The sequence below is a fragment of the Aliidongia dinghuensis genome, from assembly GCF_014643535.1.
Classification (GTDB): domain Bacteria; phylum Pseudomonadota; class Alphaproteobacteria; order ATCC43930; family CGMCC-115725; genus Aliidongia; species Aliidongia dinghuensis.
This window is the reverse complement of sequence record NZ_BMJQ01000010.1, coordinates 119,581-144,872: the sequence shown is the minus strand read 5'-3', so window position 1 is coordinate 144,872 and position 25,292 is coordinate 119,581. Positions and strand designations below refer to the sequence as shown.

The window sequence follows — 25,292 nt, the reverse complement described above, 5'->3', positions numbered from 1 at the left end:
GCTTCCCGTGGCCATCCGCGTCGCGGAGCGCGGGTGGCCATTCCGCCGAAGGAGATTGGCGATGCGCATGCTCACGGAAGCTGAAGCCGCCGAGATTTTGGGCGTTGATAAGCGAGCCATTCAGGCTGAGCGCTACGCTGGCCGGCTGCCTTACGCGAGGATAGCCGGAAAGATTCGCATTCCTGAGGCGGAACTCGACGCATACATCCAACGCATCACCGTGACGCGCCCATGCCAAGATCAAGGAAGCCGCCCCGCCTCGTTACCGCTAAGGACGCGCCGCTCCTCCAGGTCGCCTCTTTTGACGAAGAGTCAGGCAGAACTCTCACTCGATCAACGGGTACAGCGGATCAGAGCAAGGCTGCGTAATCCTGGCTGACGCGCTCTTGTCAGGCCGCGCCGGGAAGGGACCCAAAATCGCCACGCTCGGCCTTTTGGCCGGCGGCGCCTCGTAATCTCTCGAGCGAAGGCATCCGATGACTAGCTAGAGCCTCTTTACCTCTCGATCGCCTGCCCAACTGGCCGCGTTTCCTCACGCGCGAAATGGCGGCTGCGTTCGTAGGCGTCTCGATCAACACTTTCGAGCGCGAGGTGAGCGAAGGTGGGTGGCCGGCTGGAATCCCACGCGGCGAGCGCGGCGGAAAGCTGACTTGGGACCGCCGGGCAATCGAGATGGTAGCCGATGCCGACTTGGGCATCGTCTCGGAGGGCGTGGACCACTACGAGTTGGCAAGGGCGAAGGCTGCCGCCAGGCGTGCACAGAATGTCAAACGCTGAGATCGATCGTCCGAGTCTGTAGGTCGAGACTCGGTCCAGTTCGACGACGACAAGTCGTGATGGGATATCGAGGTCGGTTGCAACAGGGCAGAAAGGAGCCCCAACATGACCGACACCGCACTCCAGCTTCGCGCAAATCTGATGCACCGGCTCCACGGCCGGTTTTTCGCGGTATTAAGCGCACAATACGATCAAACCCCTTGCGAGAAGAGATTCGCCTTCTTGCGATCGGCTGTCGTCGCGTGGAGGCGCGACTTTGTACGCGAATGGTGGCAGTCGAGAGCCTGACGGCACCGCTGGGCAGGTGGCGCCTGCCCAGCATCCGGCCTGGATTGTCACCAGGACAGCACATTGCTCAATTCCCGCATTGCTCATGATGCCTTACGGTTCGGCTACGATTCCACGGCGGAGCAGTTGGAGATCCTTATATGCCCGAGCCTAGCGGCCACATGCGGCCATCCCGCGGGAAAGTCTGGCGCGGTATGGCGGTTGGTGCCGCTGTGGGTGCACCAATGGCAGAGTGGTGCTATCGGACGCCGAGATTTCCCCAGGGGCTTCCCTCAAGCGCTCTAAGTCAGGCCACACACGCGATTCGGCGGGAAACCATGATCGTTTGGTTCCAGGCGAATCATATTCCAGCACAAGGCCCGTATTTCGGCTTCGCCGAGGCCACCCAAGCACAGCGGGCCGGCGCCTTCGGTACGCCAGCGTCCAATACGATGCCCTTCGGCAGCTCAGCGTCCAATACGGTGCCCCTTGGCGGCGTGGAGATAGCCGGCCTGGATCAAGGCCGCTTCTTCGACGGAGGTGCGGCAGCGGACTTATTGAAGGCCGAATTTGCCCGTATCGTTGAGGAGCCACTTTTGACAGAAGTGGCTGGGCTATTTGAGGGCGTGTGGGAGGTCCTGCCGTCGGAGCCACCAGTCGATCTGGAAACCCAGACGCCCGCGCAGCGGTCTGAGACAATTATCGCCGCCCTGGATGACCTAGCGGAGGCCGTGCGCAAACTCGTACCGCAGCATGGGGGCATTGGTCACAACCAGCCGCCCGAAGGCGACCTCGCGCTAACCCAAGATGATCAGCGCGTCATTCTCAAAGCCAGCGCGGATGCACGACTTGCGGTGCTGTCCTCGGATTACGACGCCGCCAGCCTTGCATGGGAGGCAACCAAGCCGGTTTTCGACAACATCGCCTCCGCCCTTTGCCGGCATGTCGACGCCTTCGCGAAGAAGTATGCCGAGACCTTGGCGATCCCGGCGGCCCTAGTCACGGTCGATTTCATTGGAGTTCATCTCGGTCTTTGGGACAAGGCGCTGATTGTTACGACGATGCTGGAATTGTTGAAGCATCTTCACTGAGGGAGACTGTCGCCGCGACCTGGTGTCTATCACCCGAACGGAACGATCTGGTCGCCCATCCTCGTGGCATATCCAAACCTGACGTCAAAGGCTGCTTCCTGTTGCGGGGTGTACCGCACGACTGCGAGAGGAAGGCCGGCCACAGGTTGGACCGCATGACCGCAAAGAAATGCGAGCACGAGTTCAAAGATGCCGGCAACTTGCTCGACCGCCTGCGCCATGAACGCGGAGACTTCCATAAGGGGCTGGGGCGTCTCGGGATGGATAATCTCTAGAGCCGGCGCGCGCAGTTCGCCGCTTGGCAATAGCGTAACGTCTTGAACCTCGACGCGGTAGCCGGGCTTCGGATGCTCGACGCAATTGCGCGCATTACGAATGAGCTTCAGTACCGGGAGCGCCTCGACCAGGAATTTCGTAAATTCAGCATCAGAGCCATACTGCGCCTGGACGATCTGGAATAATGCATCGAACCAGCCCTTGGGCAAGCCGTCCGGGTGGAATAGTTGGGCGATGCTGAACAGGTCGCCGACAGCATGAGCCGACTTCTGAAGGAACATCTCGACCGACTCGTGGATGCCGATGATGGTTGGGAGGGCAAATGAGCGGTTCTGTATTGCCCGATCCTTGAGCGAAGCTTCGGCTGCGGAAATCTCCGCGGCGAGACGCGCCTGCATCTCGTGCATCACGATGAGATCCTTGAGCGCTTCGAAGCTGAGATTAATCGCGCGCTCATAGGGGAATGACGGCCCGAGCGCCTTCGAGTGGGAGTCGAAAAGGCGTTTTGCCGTCAGCAGCGTCTGCCGCACCAGGTCGCAATCAGTGCCATATGCAAGAACGCGTTGCGAGGTGTTAGGAATGGCCGGATTCGTTCGGTCAGGATCGATTTCATCGGCAAGACGAGCGCAATAGATGCCTTTGCCCTTGATGATGTGCAACGAGTTGTTGATCACGCACATTGTCTTTATGGGACTCGGATCATCGTCGGGACCAATGGTCATCTGTCCTCCCGAATTCCGGAGCAGGTCAATCGGCCGCCGTTCGTCCATGAGCCATCCCCCTCGGAGACGTTGATCCCGCCAAGCTTGCGCAGCTTGCCAGGTGATAGCAACGGAGCACGGGCAAACACGGCAATGGGGAAGCCCGCGCTCTCCAGATCCTCAATACCCAATATACTCGTGCGTCGGGCAATGCCCGCAGGAGCGCACTATGCTGAAACTCGTGAAGGCCGCCATATGACGCACCCAAGTCGCTCCACAATGGAGAAAAGCGCGCGTCGCGAGTATAGCGACCACTTTGCGGCGCTTTGCTGATGTCGCGGGCCAAACGCGATCAGGCACTTGCTTGATCAGTCTGATCCGCGCACTTCTTCGATGGTCGTGACCAGCACCACCAGCGCTATCAAGATGCAGACGATCAGGCCGATTGCGGTGACCTCATCTAATTGGCTCAGGCAGTCCAGCACATCGGCGAGGGTCCGGCATCTCGCGAAGCGCGAGTAGACCGCGCCGAGTAAGTGGAAAAGCTCGGCCAGTGCCGCGACGCAAAGCACCGCTCTTCCAAGGGCCACAGCATGATTACGGTGCGACATCGTCCTCTCCGCTTAGGAGATGGCCGCCGCGATGATTGATCGATGATTATTGCCGAGATAGATCTTGGGCAACGCACATCGATCCGAAGGCATCCACGACGCCATCTTTGATCAACATGCCGTTGCCCCACGCACCAAGGGTTCCGGGTTCTGAGCAATATCCCAGGGAGCCTGTTCGGCTCCCGCATAGCCATAGTATCTAACCTGTGCGTACGCCGAAGTCCCAGTATCTGGGGACAATTGGCGTACCGAACGTGGCGGCGCCACAGCCAGATGTCAAGGGAATGTAGAGACAGGTAGTGTCTCAGTTTGAAATTCGGTCGGAACTGGACCCGCTGTCGCGGATTGGGCTTTCATGACCCACTCCAACAAAGATACTGGGCGCCGCGAGGCACCCATACCTCGGGATGCCATAGACCAGCGTATTGGCGATCTTACGGAGTGGCTAAACGAAAATTCGCCGTACTGCTTTGCGGATCAAGCGCACTTGGATGAGAATTCACGCGAGCGCGCGTATTGGCACTACGGCTATCTTGTCGCCCTCATGGATGTCGTCAAATTACTTGATCAAAAGTAGTGCACTTTGGGCACGACCAAGTGCTATTGGCCGGTCTGGCTGGATGGATTTTGTTATCTAGGCTGGACTCTCCAAAATCATGGTATAGCGTGCATTCTTTTTCAAATGCAGCCTTTGAAGACCCCATGTAGCCATACTTGAATTGCTTATAGGTCGCGTTTGATGCGTGCGTCTTTAGGCGATTATTTAGATCGTCATCGGATCGACCCACATAAGATACAAGGAATGTTCCAGACGAGTCCGTGCGGCCAAGGGCGTATGCGCCAGCAGACGTTCTAGTAACTTGATTATCCACCTCTGCCGAGGTGTGAGCGTATGGGCCGGTCAATCCAGTGCTCGCCATCGCCTTCTCCGTTTGGTTGAAAATTCCACCTGGAGAAGAACATTATCTCAGCGTAGCGCTTAAAGCGAGTCCGCGGCCCGCTTCCGGTACGTCACCGGCCGCTTGGCAGGCTCGGCCCGCGCATCGATCAAGCGCCACGATATCTTCCATCGACCACAGCCGATCGCTGACGCCTGCCGCCATCGCGGGCGAGACCCGCAGCGACTTATGGACCCGGCAGAAGTTGTAGAATGCGAAGTAGAGCGCCAGCGCGTGAATGTGGTTGTCGAGCTTCTTCGAGAAGGCGTTCGTCAGGCGGGTAAACCGGCGCATCGACATCCGCATCGTGAGGTTCTGCCGCTCGACGTAGCTGGTCGAGACGTGCGCCGGGTCGGGCTCGCCCTCGACCCGATGTATCTGAAGTTCCGGTGCCACGCGCTGCAACGCCGCGATGCCGCCCAGGGTGGCGACCGCTTCGCCGATCGTAAGCACGGCCGCTGCAGTGCCAACGACCCTCGTTCCGACTGCGACTGCGCTCGCGGTCTCCGGCGCCAACAGTACGATCGGCCAGGTGAGAAACAGGCCGGCGGCCAGGACCTTGCCAGTCTGCTCCCATTTCCCCGCTATGTTCCGGCCGGGAATGTTGCCTTTCATGACGCGTGGGCCGCCGTGTCGAACTCGGCCGCGTCGAGATGGGTGCGCTCGTCACGGACAGCCAGTGATCCGCGCGGACGGTTCGTCTGAGGTTCTTGCCGCCGAGGAACAAATTTGAAATTGGCCGGCCCCGACGAAGCCGGCAAACCGAGGCACTACCAGAATATGTCGTGCTGCCCGGATGCCAATCCGGTATGGTACCTTTTGGAACGGAGGCACGCCGATGGCACGGGTCGATCCCTGGCGCTATGCGAAGGATGTGCATCGCGTCACGTTTCCGGGCGGCTTGGAGGTCGGCACGCCGCGCGGTCACGCGGTGCTGCGCTACAAGGACTTCCGGAAGATATTCATCGCCCTCTACATCATGCGGCGCCAGGATATTCTGCCGCGTGGTGTGGTTGCGTTGCGCGGCGCGCGCAACCAGTTCGATGAAGGGCACGGCACGCGGGCGGCTCAAACCCAAGGTGCGCACAACCTGCCGCGGCAATTGATCATCGGCAACCGGACGATCGAGGACTGGCTCCACGGCGCCAAGGTGGACGAGTGTTTCGTGCTGGGTGTCGTGGGGGCCGAGGCGGTGGCGACGGTGCTGCCGGATTTCTGGAACAAGGCCGACAGCCTGTGGGAGCAGAAGGGGCTAGCGGAGGCGTTCCTAGCCGCGGCGGCGGCGATCGTGTCTTGGACGCCCGGCACTCCAGAGGAGGCATCCCAGCATTTTAAGGTCATGTGGCGCAACTTCCACGCGGCTGCGGGCGCGGCGCTGGCGCTCGCCCTCCAATCGGCAGCCGGACAAAGGCTGGCGGCATTGCAGATGTATGAGCAGGTGCATTGGCGCGAGGGCGCCGCATTCGACGACGACCCACCGAGCCTGACGAGCCAGTTGTCGATGACATTCACCTGAAGTGCCGCCGCCTCCCGCATGGCGCTATGACCAGGTGGGTTCCCCCAAAGAACTCGTACCGCGCAAAGTCGCTCTATTGATCTCTCATGGGAGGTCGGAAGCTTGCGGCGAGGAGCAGTTGCTCATTGTCCGACGACGCCAAGTTCTGTCTGGTCAAGCGATCGAGTTGCGTCGTCGTCGCCGCCGGCTAGCGGCTGGGCTGGCATCGCGGCGTCGATCGGCACCACATTCGACGGCGGTGCGAGCTTGAGGTCGCCGAACGCGGCGCGCACCGTGTCGCCGACATAGGCCGGCGCCAGGTGAGCATAGTGCTTCTCCGACAAGCGCGTCTCGGCATGGCCCAATTGCTGAGCGATTACGGTGAGCGGCGTGCCTCCGTCGTAAGCTAAGAGGCGCGAGAGCGAATAAGTCGAAATCGGGGTGCCAATTTAGTTGGCGAGAATCCGCCCACGTCCAGGTCCGTACGGGGCAGATTTTCCGTATAATTTCCGTACAAAATGAAAAAGCCGCCCAAAGGCGGCTTTAAGTCATTGATTTCAATGGCGTCCCCTAGGGGAGTCGAACCCCTGTTCCCGCCGTGAGAGGGCGGTGTCCTGGGCCTCTAGACGAAGGGGACCCGAAGAGGAGGCGAGAGATACAGGAGCCTTGGGTCCGGATCAAGCGTCTCGTTTTTCGGGCCGACGCGGACCTGCCATGCGGCAGTCCGCGTCACGCGTTCTCAGTCCCGGAAATTGATGTACTGCAGCGGCAGCTCGATCTTGAGGCCCTTGATGAAGGCGATCGCCGCCTGCAGGTCGTCGCGCTGCTTGCCGGTGACGCGCAACTCGTCACCCTGGATCGCGACCTGGACCTTGAGCTTCGAATCCTTGAGATCCTTGACCAGCTTCTTGGCCAGGTCCTTGTCGATGCCTTGCTTCACGATGATGGTCTGCCTGACCGAGTCGCCCGACGCCTTCTCCGGATCCTTGAACTCGAGGCAGCCGGCGTCGAGCTTGCGGCGCGTCAGGTGCGTCTTCAGGAGCTCGTGCATCTGCTTCATCTTGAGCTGGTCGTCGGCCAAAAGCGTCAGCGTCTCGTCCTTGCGGGTGAGGCTGCACTTGCTGCCCTTGAAATCGAACCGGGTCTCGATTTCACGCTGGATGTTGCCCAGCGCATTGTCGACCTCGGCGAGGTCGGTCTTCGAAACGATATCGAAGCTCGGCATGGCGATGTCCTGAGATGATCGTCGGATGACGGGTTTTAGCGCCAAAGGCGAAGGCCCGCCAACCCCTCCGGAAAGGGGCGGGCGGGCCGTCCGGGTTTGGCTGGAGCCGTTTAGCTCGCGCGCTTCAGCGGGCGGTCGCCGCCGGGTTGGTTCGCGGCCGGGGCATGGCCCTGGCCCTGGTGGTTGCCCTGACCATGAGAGCGCTGGCCGTGACCTTGGTAGTGGCCCTGGCCACCGCTGCGGCCGCGATAGCCGCCGCTGCCCTCGTTGCGGCCTGCATGACTGCCGCCGGGACCGCCGAAGCGGCGCGGGCCATTCTGATAGCTGCCCTGCTTGCGCGGACCGGACCGCTTGCTGAAGCTCACGGTCGGCTCCAGGCCCGGGATCACGTGCGGCGCCAGGGCGGCGCCGGTGTAGCGCTCGATCCGGTCGACCAGCTGGCGGTCGGCGGGCGAGGCGAACGAGATCGCGATGCCCGAGGCCCCGGCGCGGCCGGTGCGGCCGATGCGGTGCACATAGTCCTCGGCCTGGCGCGGCAGGTCGAAGTTGATGACGTGGGTCAGGTCCTTGACGTCGATGCCGCGCGCGGCGACGTCGGTCGCGACCAGCAGGCGGATGCGGCCCTGCTTCAGCTTCTGGACCGTGTAGTTGCGCGCCGACTGGGTCATGTCGCCGTGGAGCGCGCTCGCCTGGTGGCCCTGGGCGTTCAACTCCTCGGCCAGCGCATCGGCGTCGCGCTTGGTTGCGGCGAAGATGATCGCCTTCTCGACCTCTGGGCTCGCGGCGAGGTGCGCGAGCAGGCGGCGCTTGTGGCCCAAGTCGTCGGCCACATGCAGGCGCTGCTCGATGCGGTCGACCGTCAGCGTCTCCGCCTCGATCGCGACGCGCGCCGGGTCCTTCAGCATCTTCTGGGTCAGCTGCACCATGCGCTTGTCGAACGTCGCGGTGAACAGCAGCGTCTGGCGCGTCGCGGGGCTCGCCGCCACGATCGTCTCGACCGCGTCGACGAAGCCCATGTCGAGCATGCGGTCGGCTTCATCGAGCACGAGCATCTCGAGGTCGGCGAGGCTCACGCGGCCGCGCTCCAGATGGTCGATGAGCCGGCCCGGCGTCGCGACCATGAGGTCGACCGGCCGTGACAGGAGCTGCAGCTGCAGGCGATAGGGCATGCCGCCCAGGATCGACACCGTGTTGAGCCGCATGAACTTGCCGAGCTTGCGCGTGGCGTCGAGGATCTGGGTCGCGAGCTCGCGCGTCGGCGCCAGCACCAGGACCCGGGGGCCACGCGGCCGGGGCTGCTTGAACTCGGCGAGGCGGGCCAAGGCCGGCAGCACGAAGGCGGCGGTCTTGCCGGTGCCGGTCTGGGCGCTGCCAATCAGGTCGCGGCCTTCGAGCACGATCGGCAGGGCCTGGGCCTGGATGGGGGTGGGTTCGTTATAGCCCTCCTGCTCGAGGGCCTTCAGGACTTGGGGCGGCAGGGCGAAATCGGAAAACAGCAAGGACAATTCCTCGAACGGGGCGCGAAAAGGGATCTCGTCTTTCCGTCGGACCCGTCCGCCCGGAAAAACGCCGGGGTACGCCGCAACCATTCGATGGGGTTCCGGAGCACCAACAATCTCTTCGCCGTCCCATGGGGGTGGGCGAAAACGAGTGGTGCTCAAGGGAACGAGTTCGAAGATCCGAGGATCGGATCAATCCCATGGGGCGGCGCATCTCGCGGCCGCCTCCTACCACTGCGGTGCACAATATGGCGAAGGCGACTCGAAAGCGACAGGCCGTTCTGAGCAGGTCTGCCGCGCTCCCCGGTCGGGGCACGGGGCCGCGCAGGGTCTCTTGGGGCGTGCTATCAGGGGTCGTATCAGAAGCATCCGGAAGAGGTGACGGTGGCCGGTAAATTCCTTTTGGCAGCGGGGCTCGGTGGGGCTGTCGGGGTTGCGGCCGGCGCCGTCGGAACCCACGTGGTTGCCGACGATCATGCGCGGCAGCTGGTCGATCTCGCCTCGCGCTACCTCATGATCCATGCGGTTGCTCTCGTCGGCCTCGCACAGGTCGGCCGGGCCGGCACCGGCGGCTGGCTCGTCGACATCGCCTTCTGGCTGTTCCTGGTCGGCATGGTGCTGTTCGGCGGTGGCTTGCTCGTCTCGGCCACGGTGGGCTTGGGCGCCTTCGGCTCGATCGTGCCGATCGGCGGCACCGCCTTCATCCTGGCATGGCTCGTCGTCGCCGGCCTGGGCCTGCGCCGCTTGGCGCAGTAATGCACGGCACGACGCAAGCGTGAGTACGATCGACCAGGCGCGCAGCCAGCGCGTCGGATTGCTGCTGGCGCTGGGCGTGTTCCTCACCTGGGGGCTGTTCCCCAGCTATTTCAAGCTCCTGGCCGCTGTCCCGGCGGTTGAGGTGCTGAGCCACCGCATCGTCTGGTCGGCGGTCTTCATGGCTGTGCTGCTGCCCCTGGGTGGTGGCGTCGCGGCCTTTCGCCGGGCGCTCCGCGATGGGCGCGTCGTGGGCCTGATCGGGCTCTCGGCCTTGCTGATCGGCGTCAACTGGCTGACCTATGTCGCGACCATCACGTCGGGCCACGTGCTCGAGGCGAGCCTCGGCTATTTCCTGGCGCCGCTCACCAATGTGGCGCTCGGCCGGCTGGTGCTGGGCGAGCGGCTGACGCGCCTGCAGCTCGTCGCCTGCCTCATGGCGTTGGGTGCCGTGGCGGCGCTGGCGTTCGGCACCGAAGGCGAGATCTGGCGGGCATTGGTGCTCGCGATCAGCTTCGGCTTCTACGGGCTGGTGCGGAAGACGGTCCGGGTCGAAGCACTGCCTGGCAACACGCTCGAATGTTTCCTCTTGGTGCCGTTCGCGGCGATCTACCTCGCCTGGCAGGCGGCCGCCGGGACCATCCATTTCGGCGCGGCGCTGCCGGGCACCTCGACGCTCCTGGCCTTGTCGGGCGTGGTCACGGCCGTGCCGCTCATCGCCTATGCGGCGGCAGCGCGCCGGCTCAAGCTTTCGACGCTGGGCCTCATGCAGTTCCTGACGCCAAGCATGGCGTTCCTGCTCGGCGCGTTCGTCTATGGCGAGCCGTTCGGGCGAACGAAGCTCGCCTGCTTCGCCGTCATCTGGACGGCGCTCGCCCTCTATGGGCGCGAGACAGTCAGGCTGGCGCGCCGGCCAGCCTGACCTTCCGTAACATCGCGCTCAAATCGCCAGCGCGTTCAGATCGCCAGCGCGTTCAGATCGCCAGCGTTCAGATCGACTGGGAGACCCACTCGACAAGCTTGCTCTTCGGCAGCGCGCCGATCTTCTGGGCCGCGACCTGGCCGTTCTTGAAGATGATCAGGGTCGGGATGCCACGCACGCCGTACTTGGCCGGGGTGCTCGGGTTCTCGTCGATATTGACCTTGGCGATCGTGATCTTGCCGGCGAACTGCTCGGCGATCTCGTCCAGCGCCGGGGCGATCATCTTGCAGGGGCCGCACCACTCCGCCCAGAAGTCCACCAGGACCGGACCCGGGGCGGTCAGCACATCGGCCTCGAAGCTCGAATCGGAAACCTTCGTCGTAAGCGCGGACATGGGATCAAATCTCCTGCGGGTGCCCAAACGGCGCCCCGAAAACGCGTGGGGCGGGCCACAACCCGCCAGACTGGACAAGATTAGGGGTTGCGGGAATCCAAGGTCAAGGCGACGAGCGATAGATTGTTTCATGGGTGCCGTGCGGCTACCACCCCTTGTCGACCCGTGCCGTCAGGACCTGACGGGATTGTGAGCCGCCCTACCGCCCGAATGCCTGTTGCCGAACCGGGGGCGGTGCTAATCTTCGGACTCGGTTAGTCGTGCTGTCGAGATTCTGCCATGCAGTTGTCCAGCGAAGCCGAGGCCCTCTTCGCCAGCCTCAGGCAGGTCGCCGATCCGGCGGTGGCGGAGGCGATCGAGGGGCAGGTCGCGAACGCGCCGGACCGCGACCTCTGCCGGGTGAATGCGCTCGATTTCGCGGCCAGGCGGTCCCTGGACGAAGAGGCCGTGATCGCGGCCTTCCTGCATGCGGCCCGGCTCGGCATCTTCGAGCTCTGGTGGAACGTGCTCTGTCCCGGCTGTGGCGGCGTGCTCGACGCCGGGTCCACGCTGAAGACGGTCGATCGCGAGGAATATGAATGCGCGCTCTGCGCCGCCGGCTATGAGCCGACGCTCGACGAGATGGTCGAGGTGACGTTCACGGTCAGCCCGCGCATCCGCCACATCACGGCGCACGAGCCGCACACGCTGCCCTTTGCGGAATATTTCCGACAGGTGTTCTGGAGCTCCGGCGTCGACGTGCCGGACGACGCGACGCTCGACGCGATACTCGAGGAAATCGTGCTCGAATCGGTCGAACTGCCGAGCGGCGACAAGGCCATCCTGTCGCTGCAGCTGCCGGCCGGCTTCTTCATCCTGTTCGACCCGGTGACCCACGCGGCGCAGTTCATCCAGGTCGAGGGCGAGCCGACGCGCGAGCGGCACACGCTGTCGATCGTGTTGGACCGCGGCCACGCCTCGACCGGGACCTTGCAGATGGCGCCCGGCCCGCTGCGCATCGCGATCGAGAACCAGAGCGACACGCGCACGCTGCCCGGCGTCTGGGCCGCCGGCGACGCGCTCCACGAGCTGCTTGGCCGACGCAAGCCCTTCCTCACGGCGAAGCGGCTGCTCACCAACCAGACCTTCCGCGACCTCTATCGGACCGAGACGCTCAACATCAACCAGCGGCTCAAGATCACCAGCCTCACGTTCCTCTTTACCGACCTCAAGGGCTCGACCGAGCTCTACGAGCGTGTCGGCGACCTGGTCGCCTTCGACCTGGTGCGGGCGCATTTCGAGGTGCTGCACCGGATCGTCGCGGCTGAGGCGGGCGCCGTGGTCAAGACGATCGGCGACGCGGTCATGGCGACCTTCCCGACGCCGGACCGGGCGATCGCGGCGGCGCTCAGCATGCGCGAGGCACTGCGCGACCTCGACGCGGACCTGCTGGTCAAGATCGGCATCCACGAAGGCCCGTGCCTCGCCGTGATGCTGAACGAGCGGCAGGATTATTTCGGCCAGACCGTCAATATCGCCTCGCGCGTCCAGGGCCTGGCCGTCTCGCGCTCGATCTTCGCGAGCGAGCAGGTCGTGGATAATGCCGAGGCGGCGCGGCTGCTGGCGGCGAACGGCATCAGGCCGAAGGCGCAGGACCATTTGCTGCGCGGAGTCGGCCATCACGTCACCGTCTACGAGATCCCCTGAGCACCGTCCCCAGGCGCGATCTCCATGAGCCGCGGCCCGTCGGTCCATAGCAGCAGCGTGCGGATGCGCTGGCCGGGGTAGATCAGAGCCAGGGCCGCGCGATAGGCCGCCAGTTGCTCGACATAGGCCGGCGCCACGGCGGCGGCCTCGACCGGCGGGGGCCGATTGGTCTTGTAGTCGACGATCATGACCGCCTCGGCGGTCACGACCAACCGGTCGATCCGGCCGTTGAGCGCGCGCCCGTCGACGAGGCCGACGACCGGCACCTCGGCGCGCGAGCCCGGACCGAACAGCGGCCCGAATTCCGGATGGCGCAGCACCGCCAGCGTCTCGCGCGCGATGGCGTTCTGCTCGGCCGGGTCGAGCCCGTGGGCCGGCTGGGCGAGGAAGCGCCGTGCCGCCGGCTCGCGCGCCGCCTCCGTGAGATCCGGCAGGGACTGCATCAGGCGATGGATCAAGAGGCCGCGCTGGAAGCGCCTGGTATCGTTGCCCCTTGAATCGTTGCCGGGGCCGAGCGGCGAGGTCGCCGCCGGCTCCGCCTCGCTCGGCCGGGAGGCCACGAGCGGTCGGGGCGGCGACGGCTCGTCGGGCCGGGGCCGGAGCGCGAAGTCGGGCAGCGCCTCGTCGCTCAGGGCCGCCTCGGTCGGGCGAGTGTCGGCTCTGGCCGGCGCGCTTTGCGGCGTGTCATGGACCCAGCATTTCGGAAACGGCTCGTGGCCGGGCGGGCCGGCGACCGCTTCCACCCGGCCGATGTGGGCGAGCCCGGCGTCGATCAGGTCGTACCAGGAGCCGGCCTGGTCGCGCTTGCCGCGCCAGCCGGCGACATAGAGCCGGTCCTCGGCACGCGTCAGCGCCACATAGAGCAGGCGGCGATATTCCTCGTCGCGCCGGGCCCGCGCGGCACTGCGCGCGGCCTCGCTCATCAGCTCGCCGGCACCCTTGGCCGGGCGCCACAGCATCAGGCCGGCGCCGGCCGGCCACAGCAGCGGCGGCAGCTGCACCGGCGCCTGCACCGTGTCGGGCAGGAACACGATCGGCGCCTGCAGCCCCTTCGAGCCGTGGACCGTCATGATGCGGACCTCGTCGCGGCCGCCCTGGTCGAGGTCGCGCTTGATGTCCGCTTCGCCGCGCTCGAGCCAGGAGAGGAAGCCTTCGAGCGAAGGGACATGGGCGCGCTCGTAGGCGAGGGTCTGGGCCAGGAACTCGTCGATCGCGTCAGCCGCCTCGGGGCCAAGCCGGCCGATCAGCCGCCGGCGGGCGCCGCCGGCGCCCAGGAACTCCGCGTAAAGCCGATGGGGCGGCACGAAATCGGCGCGCGCCAGGAGCCGGCCGAGCGTGTCGCGCGCCACGACCATGGCGGGCTCGTCCGCCGTCGCCAGCGCCTGCCACAGGCTGCCGTCGCGGCCGTGGGCCAGGCGATAGAGCGCGTCCTCGTCGAGCCCGAGGAGCGGGCTCTTCAGCACTGAGGCCAGCGTCAGGTCGTCGTCGGGCAGCAGCAGCACGCGGCCGAGCGCCACCAGATCCATGACGGCAAGCTGGGCGGTCAGCACCATGCGGTCGGCACCGGCAACCGGCACGCCTGCCTGCTTCAGCTCGCGCACCAGCTCGGTCACGAAGCCACCGCGGCGCCGGACCAGGATCAGCACGTCGCCGGCGCGGACCGGCCGGCCGCGCGCCGGCAGCGGCTCGCCCGTGCGGATCCAATGGGCGATGGTGGCGGCGATGCGGCGGGCGAGCCGGCCGCGCGGCGCCTCGATCGCGCGCTGCTCGACCGGCTCGGCCCAGGGCTCTTCTTCCTCGTCGTCGTCAGGCTTCAAGGCCGGCCACAGCTCGACGCGGCCGGCATGGCCGGCGCGGAATGGCGTATGCTGGATGAGGGCGCCGTCGAGCGCCACCCCCGCGCGCGCCTCATCGAGGGCGAACACCGCGTCGACCGTCTCCAGCACCGCCGCGGTCGAGCGGAACGAGACCTGCAGCGGCACCTCGCGCCACAGCCGGTCGGCCTCGGTCACCCGCCGGGCGAAATGCCGCTGCATGCGCAGGAATTCCTGCGGGTCGGCGCGCTGGAAACTGAAGATCGACTGCTTGGCGTCGCCGACCGCGAAGATCGTGCGCACCGGCGGGGCGGCACCTTCGCCGGCGAAGAACTCGGCGGCGAGCGCCTCGACTACGCGCCACTGGTCCGGGTTCGTATCCTGTGCCTCGTCGATCAGGATATGGTCGATGCCGCCGTCGAGCTTGAACAGCACCCAGGGCGCGATGCCGGGCCGGTCGAGCAAGTCGCGCGTTGCCAGGATCAGGTCGTCGTAGTCGAGCAGCCCGCGCCGGCGCTTTTCCGCTTCATAGGCGTCGAGGAAGCCGGCGGCGAGGCGGGCGAGCCCGGCGCTCGCCCGGGCCACGACGACAGCCGCCAACCGGTCGCGGACCCGCTTGATGCGCGCCTGCTCGGCCGCCAGCACGTTGCCGATACGAGGATCCGCCGTCAGCACGGCCTTGGTGGCAAGCGTCTTGCGCGGCTCGCCCTCGGCCGTGAGGAAGGCCGCGGCATAGTCGGCGAAGCGTGCCGGGCGGCCCTCGGGATCGCCGAGCCAGGCGGCGAGGCAAGCACCGCGCGCGGCGTCGGTCTTGCTGCCGCCGTTGAGCGCTTCCGTCGCGTGCCGCAGGCCGGCGCCGTCGAAGGCTGCCTCGCGGCAAGCCGCGGCGACGGCGCTCTCCTCCGTCTCGCCGGGGGCGACCCCCAGGCGCCGGTGCAGATGCTCGAGATAGGGCGCCAGCCCGCCGGCCTCGGCGATCAGCTGGGCGAGCCGGCCGCGCTCTGTCGTCAGCGCTTGCATCAGCTCGGCGAAGGCGAGCTCGCCCGCATGGCGCGTGACCTCGTCGAGCGCGGCGCCCAGGTCGTCCGCCGCCGCGCGCGCCGCCGTCAGCACGCCGAGGCGCGCTTCCTCCAACAGCTCGGTGGCACTGCGGTCGTCCATGACCTCGAACTGCGGCGGCAGGCCGGCTTCGAGCGGGAAACGGCGCAGCACGGACTGGCAGAACGCATGGATGGTGAGGATGCGCATGCCGCCCGGCGTGTCGAGCACGCGCGCGAACAGCCGGCGCGCGCGGTCGAGCATCTCCGGCGGCACATTGCGCTCCGCCTCGCCGATCAGGCCCGCGACGTCCGCACGCAGCCGCGCATCGGTCTCGGTCGCCCAGCCCGACAGGCGCTCGTTGAGCCGGTTCGCCATTTCGGCCGCGGCGGCCTTGGTGAAGGTCAGGCACAGCAGCCTGCTGGGCGGCGTGTCGGCCAAGAGCAGATTCAAGAGCCGGTCGGTCAAAACCTTGGTCTTGCCGGTGCCGGCGGAGGCCGCGACCCAGACCGAGGCCCGACCGTCCGACGCCAGCTGCTGAACCTTGGTTGGGTCGATCTTGTCGTGATCGGGGCTCATTCGCCGCTCACCGAGCCCCATTCGGCGACGCGCGCCAGATGGTCATAGTCGCGGTAGCGCCCGGCGCGCTCCGGCCGCGGCAGCGAGCGATAGGGTGTCGAGGGATCGTCGTAGCGTGTGACCAGCCGTTCGAGGCCGAGCCGGGCCGCCCGGGCAAGCTCGGCCGGGTTGGCGTCCTTGCCGCCGGCGGGGCTGATCTCGGCCGGCGGATCGTTGCCGGTGAGCCGCCAGAAGGCGAGGTCGGTGACGGCGCGCGCCGGGACCGGCTGGAAGCCGCCACTCTGCAGCATCGCGGCCTCGAGCGGCAGCTGCGGGGCATATCCCAGCTGCACCTCCTCGGGCCGGGGCACGCCGCCGGTCTTGTAGTCGATGAGGGCGGCGCCGCCGTCACGGAGCAAGTCGATCCGGTCGGCCTTGCCCTCGACCAGGAAGCGGCCGCCCGCGGTTTCGAGCTCGAGCCGCCCGCGGCATTCGGTGAAGCTCTCGAGGATCGCGGGCCGCCGCTCGGCCTCGGCCGCGACGAACCAGTCCGCGATGCGCAGGAAGCGCGGCCACCAGAAGGCCCAGACGCCGGGCCGGGCGAGCGCCTCGCCGAACACCTCGCGCCCGATGGCGACGAGCTGGGTCAAGGGCTCCGCTGCCGGCGTGCGCTCGCGGATGAAGCGGTCAAGCGCTTCGTGGATGAAGGTGCCGCGCTCGGCCACGCCCGGATCGGCGTCGAGCGGGTCGAGCGGGCGCAGCTTCAAGACATGGCGCGCATAGATCGCGTAGGGATCGCGCATCCAGGTCTCGATCTCGGTCACCGACAGGCGGCGCGGCCGGGCGTGGCTGGGCGGGGTCGGCGCCGGCGGGGCGCAGGGCCGGACCGCGTCCGGCGTGTCGAGCCGGGCCTGCCAGGCGAGGAACGGCAGCACGCGCGCCGTGTCGAGCGCGCCGCCGCCGGCGCGCAGCACCGTGTCGAGCCGCAGGAGCCAGCGCGACGGCACGGTCGGTGCCCCCTCGGCCCGGATGGCGCGCGTCAGCACGACCTCACCCGCGGTCGCCGCCATGGTGAAGTCGTGGGCGGCGAGGCCGATCAGCGCCTCCGCCGGCTCCAGGCCGAAATCGCGGCGCATCGGGCGCGACAGCCAGGGATCGGCCACGGCGTCGGGCGGCCAGACGCCTTCGTTGAGGCCGCCGAGAATGACGAGGTCGGCCTGCTGCAGCCGCGCTTCGAGCGTGCCCAGGATCTGCAGGCGCGGATGCTTGCCGAAGCGCGGGCGCACGACGCCGCCGGCGAGCAGCGCTTCGAGCAGCACCGGATAATCGGCGCCGGCGACGGGCGGGAAGCCTGTCGCCGCCTCGTGCAGCTCCGCCACGAAATTGGCGAGGCTGTCACCGGCCTCCTCGGCCCACAGCACCGCGGCGCCGGCCGTGTCGTCCGTCGCGCACAAGGCTTCCGCTGTCGCGATCCCGGCCGCGAGCGCCGCCTGCAATGTCGTCTCCGGCGCTGCGATCTCGGCAAGGAACGGACCCAGCAGCCGCTCGAGCCGATCGACCAGCGGAGCCAAGTCCTCATTGGTGTCTTCAGCAATGCGGCGCAGGCCGGTAAGGCCCGGAGCCGGACGGGGCCCGCGCAGGCAGAGCCGCTCGAGCCGGCGCACCGCGGCGCGGAAGCTGCCGCGCGCCATGCCGCCCGAGACGAGCGGGTGCTTCAGGAGCGACAGCAGCGGCACCGGTGCCAGATCCTCGGCCGCGGCGTCGGCCAAGAGCCGCAGCAGCACGCCCGGCGGGGTCTGATTGAGCGGCACGCCGGCGGAATCGTCGATCTCGATGTCCCAGCGCTTGAGCTCGGCCGCGACGCGCCGGGCGAGGCCGCGGTCCGGCGTCACCAGCATGGCGGTCGAGCCGGGCGTCTCCAGCCGATGGCGCATCAGGAGCGCGATCGTGCCGGCCTCTTCCTGCGGCCCCGGGCAGTCGAGCCGGGCGAGGCCGCGCGTCGCGTCCGACGAAAGCGCGCCGAGCCCGCGCCAGCGGTCGCTGACCGCGGCCGGCCGCATCATCTCGCTGAGGAGATCGGCCCGCGCCGGGGCGGCGGGTTCGATGCCCGGCGCCGGCCAAGACGGCAGGTCGTCGTGCGCGACACCCAGGTGGGTAAGCAGCCGCGCCAGGCCGTATTGCGGATGGGTCGGGTCCTGGCCGATCGCGAGCCACAGGTCCGCGTCGGCGCCGGTCTCGACGCCGGGCAGCACGACGGCGCCGTGCGGCAGGGTCGCGATCAGGCCCAGCAGCTCGGCCGCGGCCGGGATGGCGCTGCCGAAGCCGGCGGCGATGACCGGGCCCGCGGGGGGCGCCGCGCGCCAGGCGGCCGTCTGCGCCCGGATCAGCCGGTTGCGCCGGTCGGCCGGGTCGATCGCGCCCTCGTCCGCCAGCAGGGCGGGCCAATGCTCGGTCACGATCTTCAGGAAATCGACCGTGATCTGCCAGTGGCGCGCCAGCTCCGCCGGCACCAGCCGGTCGAGCCGGTCGAACCCGACCTCCTCGGTCCAGGCCTGGTCGATGAGGCGGGCGAGGTCGTCGGCAAGGGCCACGGCCTGGCCCGGCAGGATCGGCGAGCCGTCGCGCCGCTCGCCCCAGCGATGGATCAGCCGCGCCAGCAGCAGGCGGCGGCGCAGGGGTGCTATCGCCGGCGGCAGGTCGAGCGTGTCGGCGAGCGCGCCGCCGGCGGTGAGCTCGATCTCGTCCGCGTCGATGTCGCCGAGCGCCGCGAGCCGGGGCAGCAGCATCGGCCGCCCGCCCGAGGCCTTGAGGAATGCGTCGCTGAGCGCTCGGCAGGCGCGGCGGCTCGGCAGCAGGATGGTCGCTTCCGCGAGCGCCAGCGGCGAGGGGCCGAAGCGCTCGGCCAAGCCCGCGACGAGCGCATCGAGGAACGGCAGCGTGGCCGGAATCGTGAAAATCCGCGCGCCATCGATGCCGGCCGGGGCGGGCTCCATCGGCGCCTAGCGCTCGGTCCGGCGCCGGGCGAGATGGGCGCGGACCTCCTCCAGGCCCGCTTCGTCGGTCACCGTGTACCATTCGCCGTCATGGACGATGGCACCCAGGCGGCCGGCCGCGAGCGCCCGGTCGTAGATCCGGTTGAGCGAGAAGGCGCCCGCCGGCGCGTCCCCGAACAGCTGCGGCGACAGGATCTGCACGCCGGCATAGAGGTAGGGCGCGATCTCGCCGGCGCCGACCCGGCGCGGCAGGCCATTGGCGTCGAGGAAGAAATCCCCGCGATTCTGCTCGTAGCCGACGGCGCCCGTCGTGCGCTGGAGCAGCAGCATGACGTCGTGCCGCGCCGGGTCGAACGCGGCGGCGAGCCGGTCGAGCGCCGGCGTCATGCCGTCGAACCACAGCGAATCGCCATTGACCGCGAAGAACGGCTGGGGGCCCAGCAGCGACAGCGCATGCACGACGCCGCCGCCGGTCTCGAGCGCCTTCTTCTCGCGCGAGATCACGATCTCGGGCGCGGTGCGGGACTTCAGGTGCAGGGCGATCTGCTCGCCCAGGTGATGGACGTTGACCACGATGCGCTGGACGCCGAACGCGGCGAGCCGGTCGATCGCGTGGTCGAGTAGCGGCCGGCCCAGCACGGGCACCAGCGGCTTCGGGACCGTATCGGTCAGCGGGCGCAAGCGCTCGCCGCGCCCGGCCGCCAGCACCATGCCGACCGTCGGGCGGATCATCGCACGGCCTCCGGATAGAGCGCGCTCAAGCCCGCCGGCACGCCGCGCGCCGCCGGCGGCACATGGGCGTCCATCCAGTCCTTGATCGCCGCCAGCTCCGGATGGGTCAGGCTCTGCGTGAGCAGCCGCCAGGTGCGCGGCAGGTGCTTCAAATAGACCGGCTTGCCGTCGCGCCGGGCGAGCCGGCAGAAGATGCCGAGGATCTTGGCGTTGCGCTGGGCGCCGAGGAATGCCATGGAGCGCTCGAGCGCCGCCGCATCGACCTGGGGCCGGAGCGTCCGGTAGCGTGCCAGCATGGCGCGGGCGAGCGTCGGCGCCACGTCGCGCCGCGCGTCCTCGAGCAGCGAGACCAGGTCGTAGGCGATCGGCCCGATCAGCGAATCCTGGAAGTCGAGCAACCCGCAGGCGGCGAGCCCCGGCCGGTCGGAGAGCCACATCAGGTTGTCGACATGGTAGTCGCGCAAGGTGAGGCTCGCCGGCACCGCCCGGGCGAGCGGCAAGGCCGCCTGCCACAGCGACAGGTATTCCTCCTTCACCGCCGGCTCGGTCGGCCCGCCCGCGATCTCGGGCAGGCACCAGTCGACGAACTGGCCGGCCTCCGTCAGCAGGATCTCGTCGGAATAGGGCGGCACGCCGTGGCTCGCCGTGGGATCGAACCGCGCGTGCAGGTCGGCCAGCAGGTCGACCGCCAGGCCGTAGAGCCGGTGCTCGTCGGCGCCCTCGGCTATCAGCCGCGTATAGGTGTCGTCGCCCAGGTCCTCGACCAGCACGAAACCGGCGATCGGGTCGGCGGCCAGGATCAGCGGCGCCGAATATCCGAGCCCCTGGAGCAGGCGCGCCATGTGCAGGAACTCGACCGGCTTCTCGCGCGGCGGCGGCGCATCCATCAAGAGCGCGCGCCGGCCGCCGTCGCGGAGCCGATAATAGGTCCGAGTGGACGCGTCGCTCGGCAGGCGCAGGACCTGGGCCTGGCCCCAGCCGGCGGTCGCGGCGAATTCCCGGCGCAGATGGTCGCGGTCGATCATGATGGGTTTTGCAGCCGTTCGAGCCAGGTGGACCGGCCGACGGCGACGAGCTCGGCGCGCCGGCCCGTGGGCGTTGTGCCGGGCATGAGCGTCAGCTCCAGCCGGTCGCGCGGGGCGAGCGGGCCCAGCCGGTCCGGCCATTCGACGAGCAGGATGCCGTCGACGAGCGCGTCCTCGAAGCCCAGCTCCCAGATCTCTTCCGGGTCCTTCAGGCGATAGAGGTCGAAATGCCAGACCGGGCCGGCGGCACCGGCGTAGGTCTGCACCAGCGTGAAGGTCGGGCTCGGCACTTCGTGCGCCTCCGGCGCCTGCGCCATGACGAAGCCGCGGGCGAGTGCCGTCTTGCCCATGCCGAGGTCACCGCGCAGCAGCAGGATGTCGCGAGGCTTAGCACTCGCCGCAAGCCGCGCCCCCAAGCTGGCCGTGGCAGCTTCGTCAGGCAGGTCGAGGGTGAAGGAACGGGACATGGTGTCCGTTCTAAAGGGCGGGGCGGCGGGGAGCAAGCGGGCCCCTGCAGATGGCATCGCGGCGCACGGCTTCTGCAGTGGCGTGATTGGTATGGCTGGATTTGGATGCGGGGGCCTAAGTGTCAGTTCGAGAGGTGGGGAGGTTCTTGCCGCGAGTGGTGCTCGCGGCCTGTTGAACTTTTATCGAGTCAATTGGATCTTTATTTAGGCGGCTACGGGCAATGGAAGTGCAGAGTTAAATAAGTTGAGTTCCGGGCCATCAGCTAATAGGCGCTTGAAGAATTGAGGCGGTTGAAAACTAGCGAGGTGACGTCGGATTTCCCCGAGGGCAAATGTCGAAGGAAGCTTTGTGACCAACGAGAATACAACGACGTAGGCCGTGCCAGCACCCTCATAGTAGGCGTCGAATTCAGCCTTAGTGATCCCGCACTGTTCGCCGTAGTCACGCCAAATCACCGAAGGTGCTGCGGCTACCACTTCGGCAACAACCCCGATTGCCTCCACGGAACCACGCGGAAGGGTGCAATAAATCCACACCCGACAGCCGGCGGATAGTTTCAGCGGACGACGCCGAAGTTCAACGGTCTTTCTCCCGCTCAACATGCTGTCGACATGGCGCGGGTGAACCGAAATGAGAATGTCTTCGGTTCTAGCCATTGACTCGCCCTTCCTTCACTACCGCGACCAATTTCTCGAAAGAGATGCTTCGTGCGCTTACCAGATTCGAGCCATCAACACACTCCAATTCCCTCAATCGCTTAAGCGACACCGGAGTCTTGAAAATGAAAATGTTGTCGAATGACGTCTCTGTGACCTTGCGGCCCACGCTCCGCTTTTCGAGAGTGTGGCGATCAAGAACGCCTCGTTGCAATACCTTGCCCAAGGCGTCCGCTTTGGTGACGATGCGACTTTCAGTGATGCGGGCGACCGCGAACACGCATCCACGACCCGTCCCTTTCTGAGACTCGTAGAACAATATTGGTGTGCCGGTCTTCATCTGACCCAGTGTCTTGGGCGCACTGATGTAGACCCGTTCACGTCGCAAGATCGCCTCTGGCGGAGCGAGTATTGACAGTTGAGGGCTCGCCCCGATGAGATCGCGGGCGAAATGCTCCCTGATCGGGACGATAACACCGTCCCGCCCCGGGAACAATAGGAGAACAGGCGATAGAATCCTTTCGATTTCCGACAGGGAGAGTGCGACCTCCCTATCTCCGTTTTTCAGCACCACGCCCGTCCGCATGTCTTCGTGCGTGGGGACCTGCTGAGGCAGATATAACGAGGCGACAGAAATCAGCGACTGACGCATTGCAGGCCAGTTTTCAGACGAAATGATTCTCCCGACGGCGAGACGCTGAAGTATCAAATGGCTGTCGCCTGCGCCAATAGGGGGTCTAAAACCCATCGCAATTGCAGTTTGGCGTGTCGCAACCTGACCTGCGAGAATGTTTAGCCGGACAAGCGTGGGGCCTGCGCCGCTGAGTTCGCGAGGGATGGCATCGAGAAAGTAATCGAGAATAGATTCGGCAACTGGATTCGTCTCGTCAACTGCTAGATACAGGTCCGTCGTTCTCTTGGTCCCGCCAAAAACCGTCCATTTGGCAAATCCAGCCGCTCCGTCCTGATCATCGACGATCAACAGCCATTGAGCTTGAGTGCCCTGGCAAGCTAGAGCATCCTCGACAAATGCCGACGAGGCCCCCGCCGCCTGAATGAACTCTCGTGCTCTTGGCAAATCGTCGGGAATGTTGCGGCGCGCACGCAACATTCCGCTTGATACCGCCGCTACGGCGCCATCAGCCTCCTTTTGGCGAGCCTCCACTAGTGTGGCGAACTCTTCGACACCGATCACATCCAGGTTCCAAACCTCGAGAAGGTATTGACTTGCTCGCAGGATCGCGTTCTCGCTTGTGATGAAGCCTGCGGCGCGATGATAAATGGCAGTAGAAATGTGCTTTAGATCTGACCAATCCTGCTCTTTCAGCGCACCTTGTCGGTGACGTTCAGGGAAAATTGCTGGAGCGAGTTTCGCGAGCATGGGTCGAAGATTTGTCTCTGACGGCTGACTTAAACAGTCCGCTCGAGCAGCGAAGGCAAGCACAGGATCATTATTGGGGCTTTTGGATGTGCGCAGCAGTTCTTTGGCAAATTCTTCAGCTACCATAAGGCGTATGCTGTTGTTCATACCTGCCCAAACGACTTTGGTAGCGGCATCCGAACGAGGGCGTCTGCGAATTACATCGAAAAGCACATTGAGATCAAAGAGGTAGATTGGGCGTTGAGAATACCGTTCCGCGAACCGCAACTCGCTCTCGCGGGCGGAGATTCCCATCAAGGTCAGCAAGGAGGGAGATTCGAGGTCAAGCACGCGGACATTGATTTGTCGATTGCGAGCCACTCCGCCCGCTTTGGTGCGGACAATCCGAAACCCCATTCGTCCCCATACCGAATTAGCTGCGAGATCACCCGCGACCTTTGCCACAATACTAAGCCAATGTTGAGCGGTGAGCCGTTCTTTGAGCAGCGTTAATAGTCGGCGAGCAAGCCCGTGACCTCGAAATGCTGGATCCACAAATAGTTGAAAAATCCTTGCCTGTGGGAACAGGCCGCCAAACACAAGATGGCCGGCATATATTTCTTTGCCGTCGATGGTGGCCGTTGCGACGAACAACTTTCCAGTAGTCGCAAATGTCCTGTAGGCTGCCTCGGGCAGGAAGCCCAACTCCTCCTTTGCTGTGTCTGCACCCTTCCTTACATCAGGAAGGTAGGGGAGGATATCTTCGACGCTGTCTTTGATGGTGAAGGGCATGTTCTTCTCTGTTTGGTTGCGCCCATCATAGCTTATCGTCCGCAAAAGGCGAGTGCCTGACCTAGTTGATCTGTACCCTGATTGCGGACGTAGTTACGCGTTTCGGGAGGCAAAGACGAGTTTCGGTTTGGTCCACTAGCAACTCGTTATTTCACTTTTGATAGTCATGTCACGGTTCAGTCCAACCCACACCACTACGCCGCCTACCCCTCGCGGATCTTCGCTTCCAGCCATTGGATGAACCCGCCCACCAGCGGCGTTTCGGCCAGCTCCGGCCGGCAGACGACGTGATAGGCGTGCTCGGCCGGGATCGTCGTCTCGAACAGGCGGACGAGGCGGCCTTCGGCGAGGTCGTCCGCGGCGATGACGCTGTCGCCAAGCGCGACACCCTGACCGCAGACGGCCCCTTCTAGCGCGATATGGGCATTGCCGAGCGGGACCGTGCGGAAATCGGCCGCATGGCCGGCGGCGTTCAGGAGCCAGCGCGCCCATTCGGTGCCGTCGTCCTCGCACAAGAGCAGGTGATGCTGCAGGTCGCGCACCGTGCGGATCGGATGCGGGCCGTTCATCAGCATCGGGCTCGCGACCGGGAAGAGCGCGACCGAGCAGAGCGCCGTCACGCGGCGCCCGTGCCAGCGCCCGTTGCCGTAGCGGATGCAGAGGTCGACCGCTGGCGTGTAGATCTCGCGGTCGTCGTTCGACGGGATGAGCTTCAGGTTCACCGCCGGATTCTGGCGCAGGAACTCGCCGATGTGCCGGACCAGCCAGCGCGACGTGAGTGCCACCGGGCAGGAGATGACGAGGTCGCCGGCCATGGCGCCGTCGCCGATCTTGGCGGTGGCGTCGGCGATCGTCTGGAAGGCCGCGTTGATCGAGGGCAGCAGGGCGGCACCCTGCGGCGTCAGCTTGAGCCGCCGCTTCGTCCGGTCGAAGAGGGTGACGCCCAAGGCGGCCTCCAGCGTCTTCAGCTGATGGCTGACGGCACTCGGCGTCACATTGAGCTCGTCGGCCGCCTTGGCGACCTGCAGGTGGCGGGCCGAGGCCTCGAAGGCGCGCAGCGGGTTGAGCGGCGGCAGGCGTTGGCGCAAGGAGGCGTCCTATGCTGAGAAAAATTCAGCATAGCTTTGCGGATAAAATCGGTTGCCTTCAAGTTCCGAAAGAATGGACCATCGCCGTGGGGTTCGCCGGCAACAAACGAAAATACGCCGGCGCATGAGGCAA

The 25,292-nt window shown here is 66.0% G+C and carries 21 protein-coding genes, 1 tRNA gene and 1 pseudogene; 7 read left to right on the top strand and 16 right to left on the bottom strand.

What is annotated here, in order from left to right; translation table 11 throughout:
* The first annotated feature begins 61 nt into the window (after positions 1-61).
* Both IEY58_RS19405 and IEY58_RS19400 read left to right on the top strand, forming a co-directional pair.
* Entirely contained in the window at positions 62-379 is a 318-nt protein-coding gene (locus IEY58_RS19405) for a helix-turn-helix domain-containing protein (RefSeq protein ID WP_189048797.1), read from the top strand.
* Positions 380-1,382: 1,003 nt separating this feature from the next.
* Positions 1,383-2,135, top strand: a complete 753-nt coding sequence (locus IEY58_RS19400) for a hypothetical protein (protein ID WP_189048795.1) — start codon at positions 1,383-1,385, stop codon at positions 2,133-2,135.
* 29 nt (positions 2,136-2,164) lie between these two features.
* Here the strand turns inward: IEY58_RS19400 and IEY58_RS19395 are convergent, their stop codons facing one another.
* A complete protein-coding gene (locus IEY58_RS19395; protein ID WP_189048793.1) occupies positions 2,165-3,181 on the bottom strand; it encodes a hypothetical protein in 1,017 nt (338 codons plus the stop codon).
* A 299-nt stretch (positions 3,182-3,480) separates the two neighbouring features.
* A complete protein-coding gene (locus IEY58_RS19390) occupies positions 3,481-3,723 on the bottom strand; it encodes a hypothetical protein (RefSeq protein ID WP_189048791.1) in 243 nt (80 codons plus the stop codon).
* Between the two features lie 355 nt (positions 3,724-4,078).
* Here IEY58_RS19390 and IEY58_RS19385 point away from each other — a divergent pair, with 355 nt between their 5' ends.
* On the top strand, positions 4,079-4,300 hold the full coding sequence (locus IEY58_RS19385; protein WP_189048789.1) for a hypothetical protein: 222 nt from the start codon (positions 4,079-4,081) through the stop codon (positions 4,298-4,300).
* Between the two features lie 402 nt (positions 4,301-4,702).
* Here the strand turns inward: IEY58_RS19385 and IEY58_RS19380 are convergent.
* A pseudogene (locus IEY58_RS19380) lies at positions 4,703-5,030 on the bottom strand (IS1 family transposase); the annotation flags it as partial.
* A gap of 469 nt (positions 5,031-5,499) precedes the next feature.
* On the opposite strand from IEY58_RS19380, the gene IEY58_RS19375 reads away from it, so the two are divergent.
* Positions 5,500-6,177 carry a hypothetical protein gene (locus IEY58_RS19375; RefSeq protein ID WP_189048787.1) on the top strand — a complete coding sequence of 226 codons (678 nt, stop codon included), beginning with the start codon at positions 5,500-5,502 and terminating at the stop codon, positions 6,175-6,177.
* 122 nt (positions 6,178-6,299) lie between these two features.
* Here IEY58_RS19375 and IEY58_RS19370 read toward each other — a convergent pair whose 3' ends face one another.
* The 4 genes from IEY58_RS19370 to IEY58_RS19355 all read right to left on the bottom strand — a co-directional run bounded on the left by IEY58_RS19370 (position 6,300) and on the right by IEY58_RS19355 (position 8,880).
* Positions 6,300-6,500 carry a hypothetical protein gene (locus IEY58_RS19370; RefSeq protein ID WP_189048785.1) on the bottom strand — a complete coding sequence of 67 codons (201 nt, stop codon included), beginning with the start codon at positions 6,498-6,500 and terminating at the stop codon, positions 6,300-6,302.
* Between the two features lie 217 nt (positions 6,501-6,717).
* Positions 6,718-6,793: transfer RNA gene (locus tag IEY58_RS19365), tRNA-Glu, on the bottom strand.
* 102 nt (positions 6,794-6,895) lie between these two features.
* Positions 6,896-7,381, bottom strand: a complete 486-nt coding sequence (locus tag IEY58_RS19360; RefSeq protein WP_189048783.1) for a YajQ family cyclic di-GMP-binding protein — start codon at positions 7,379-7,381, stop codon at positions 6,896-6,898.
* A gap of 110 nt (positions 7,382-7,491) precedes the next feature.
* Complete coding sequence (locus IEY58_RS19355; RefSeq protein ID WP_229743825.1) at positions 7,492-8,880, bottom strand: DEAD/DEAH box helicase; 1,389 nt, start codon at positions 8,878-8,880, stop codon at positions 7,492-7,494.
* 384 nt (positions 8,881-9,264) lie between these two features.
* Between IEY58_RS19355 and IEY58_RS19350 the strand changes: the two genes are divergently transcribed.
* Together IEY58_RS19350 and rarD are read left to right on the top strand one after the other, a co-directional pair.
* Complete coding sequence (locus tag IEY58_RS19350) at positions 9,265-9,636, top strand: DUF423 domain-containing protein (RefSeq protein ID WP_189048779.1); 372 nt, start codon at positions 9,265-9,267, stop codon at positions 9,634-9,636.
* A gap of 19 nt (positions 9,637-9,655) precedes the next feature.
* Positions 9,656-10,555: an EamA family transporter RarD gene (gene rarD, locus IEY58_RS19345; RefSeq protein WP_229743824.1), complete on the top strand. Its 900-nt coding sequence runs from the start codon at positions 9,656-9,658 to the stop codon at positions 10,553-10,555.
* Between the two features lie 67 nt (positions 10,556-10,622).
* Here the strand turns inward: rarD and trxA are convergent, their stop codons facing one another.
* Positions 10,623-10,949, bottom strand: coding sequence for a thioredoxin TrxA (gene trxA / locus IEY58_RS19340; protein ID WP_189048777.1), 327 nt, complete (start codon positions 10,947-10,949; stop codon positions 10,623-10,625).
* A gap of 279 nt (positions 10,950-11,228) precedes the next feature.
* Between trxA and IEY58_RS19335 the strand changes: the two genes are divergently transcribed.
* Positions 11,229-12,635 carry an adenylate/guanylate cyclase domain-containing protein gene (locus IEY58_RS19335; RefSeq protein WP_189048775.1) on the top strand — a complete coding sequence of 469 codons (1,407 nt, stop codon included), beginning with the start codon at positions 11,229-11,231 and terminating at the stop codon, positions 12,633-12,635.
* Here the strand turns inward: IEY58_RS19335 and addA are convergent.
* The 8 genes from addA to gcvA form a co-directional block, all read right to left on the bottom strand.
* Positions 12,620-16,066: a double-strand break repair helicase AddA gene (gene addA / locus IEY58_RS19330; RefSeq protein ID WP_189048773.1), complete on the bottom strand. Its 3,447-nt coding sequence runs from the start codon at positions 16,064-16,066 to the stop codon at positions 12,620-12,622. The genes IEY58_RS19335 and addA overlap by 16 nt on opposite strands.
* On the bottom strand, positions 16,063-19,038 hold the full coding sequence (gene addB / locus IEY58_RS19325; RefSeq protein ID WP_189048771.1) for a double-strand break repair protein AddB: 2,976 nt from the start codon (positions 19,036-19,038) through the stop codon (positions 16,063-16,065). Before addB ends, addA begins: the two co-directional genes overlap by 4 nt.
* A 6-nt stretch (positions 19,039-19,044) precedes the next feature.
* Entirely contained in the window at positions 19,045-19,770 is a 726-nt protein-coding gene (locus IEY58_RS19320) for a nucleotidyltransferase family protein (RefSeq protein WP_189048769.1), read from the bottom strand.
* Complete coding sequence (locus IEY58_RS19315; RefSeq protein WP_189048767.1) at positions 19,767-20,795, bottom strand: aminoglycoside phosphotransferase family protein; 1,029 nt, start codon at positions 20,793-20,795, stop codon at positions 19,767-19,769. Before IEY58_RS19315 ends, IEY58_RS19320 begins: the two co-directional genes overlap by 4 nt.
* Positions 20,792-21,262 (bottom strand): tRNA (adenosine(37)-N6)-threonylcarbamoyltransferase complex ATPase subunit type 1 TsaE, encoded by a 471-nt coding sequence (tsaE, locus tag IEY58_RS19310; protein ID WP_189048765.1) that lies wholly within the window; start codon positions 21,260-21,262, stop codon positions 20,792-20,794. The genes IEY58_RS19315 and tsaE overlap by 4 nt, the downstream gene beginning before the upstream one ends.
* Before the next feature lie 204 nt (positions 21,263-21,466).
* Positions 21,467-21,919 (bottom strand): transcriptional regulator, encoded by a 453-nt coding sequence (locus tag IEY58_RS19305; protein ID WP_189048763.1) that lies wholly within the window; start codon positions 21,917-21,919, stop codon positions 21,467-21,469.
* Positions 21,912-24,071, bottom strand: coding sequence for a GNAT family N-acetyltransferase (locus IEY58_RS19300; protein ID WP_189048761.1), 2,160 nt, complete (start codon positions 24,069-24,071; stop codon positions 21,912-21,914). Before IEY58_RS19300 ends, IEY58_RS19305 begins: the two co-directional genes overlap by 8 nt.
* A 203-nt stretch (positions 24,072-24,274) precedes the next feature.
* Positions 24,275-25,159: a transcriptional regulator GcvA gene (gene gcvA, locus IEY58_RS19295; RefSeq protein WP_189048759.1), complete on the bottom strand. Its 885-nt coding sequence runs from the start codon at positions 25,157-25,159 to the stop codon at positions 24,275-24,277.
* Between the last annotated feature and the right edge of the window lie 133 nt (positions 25,160-25,292).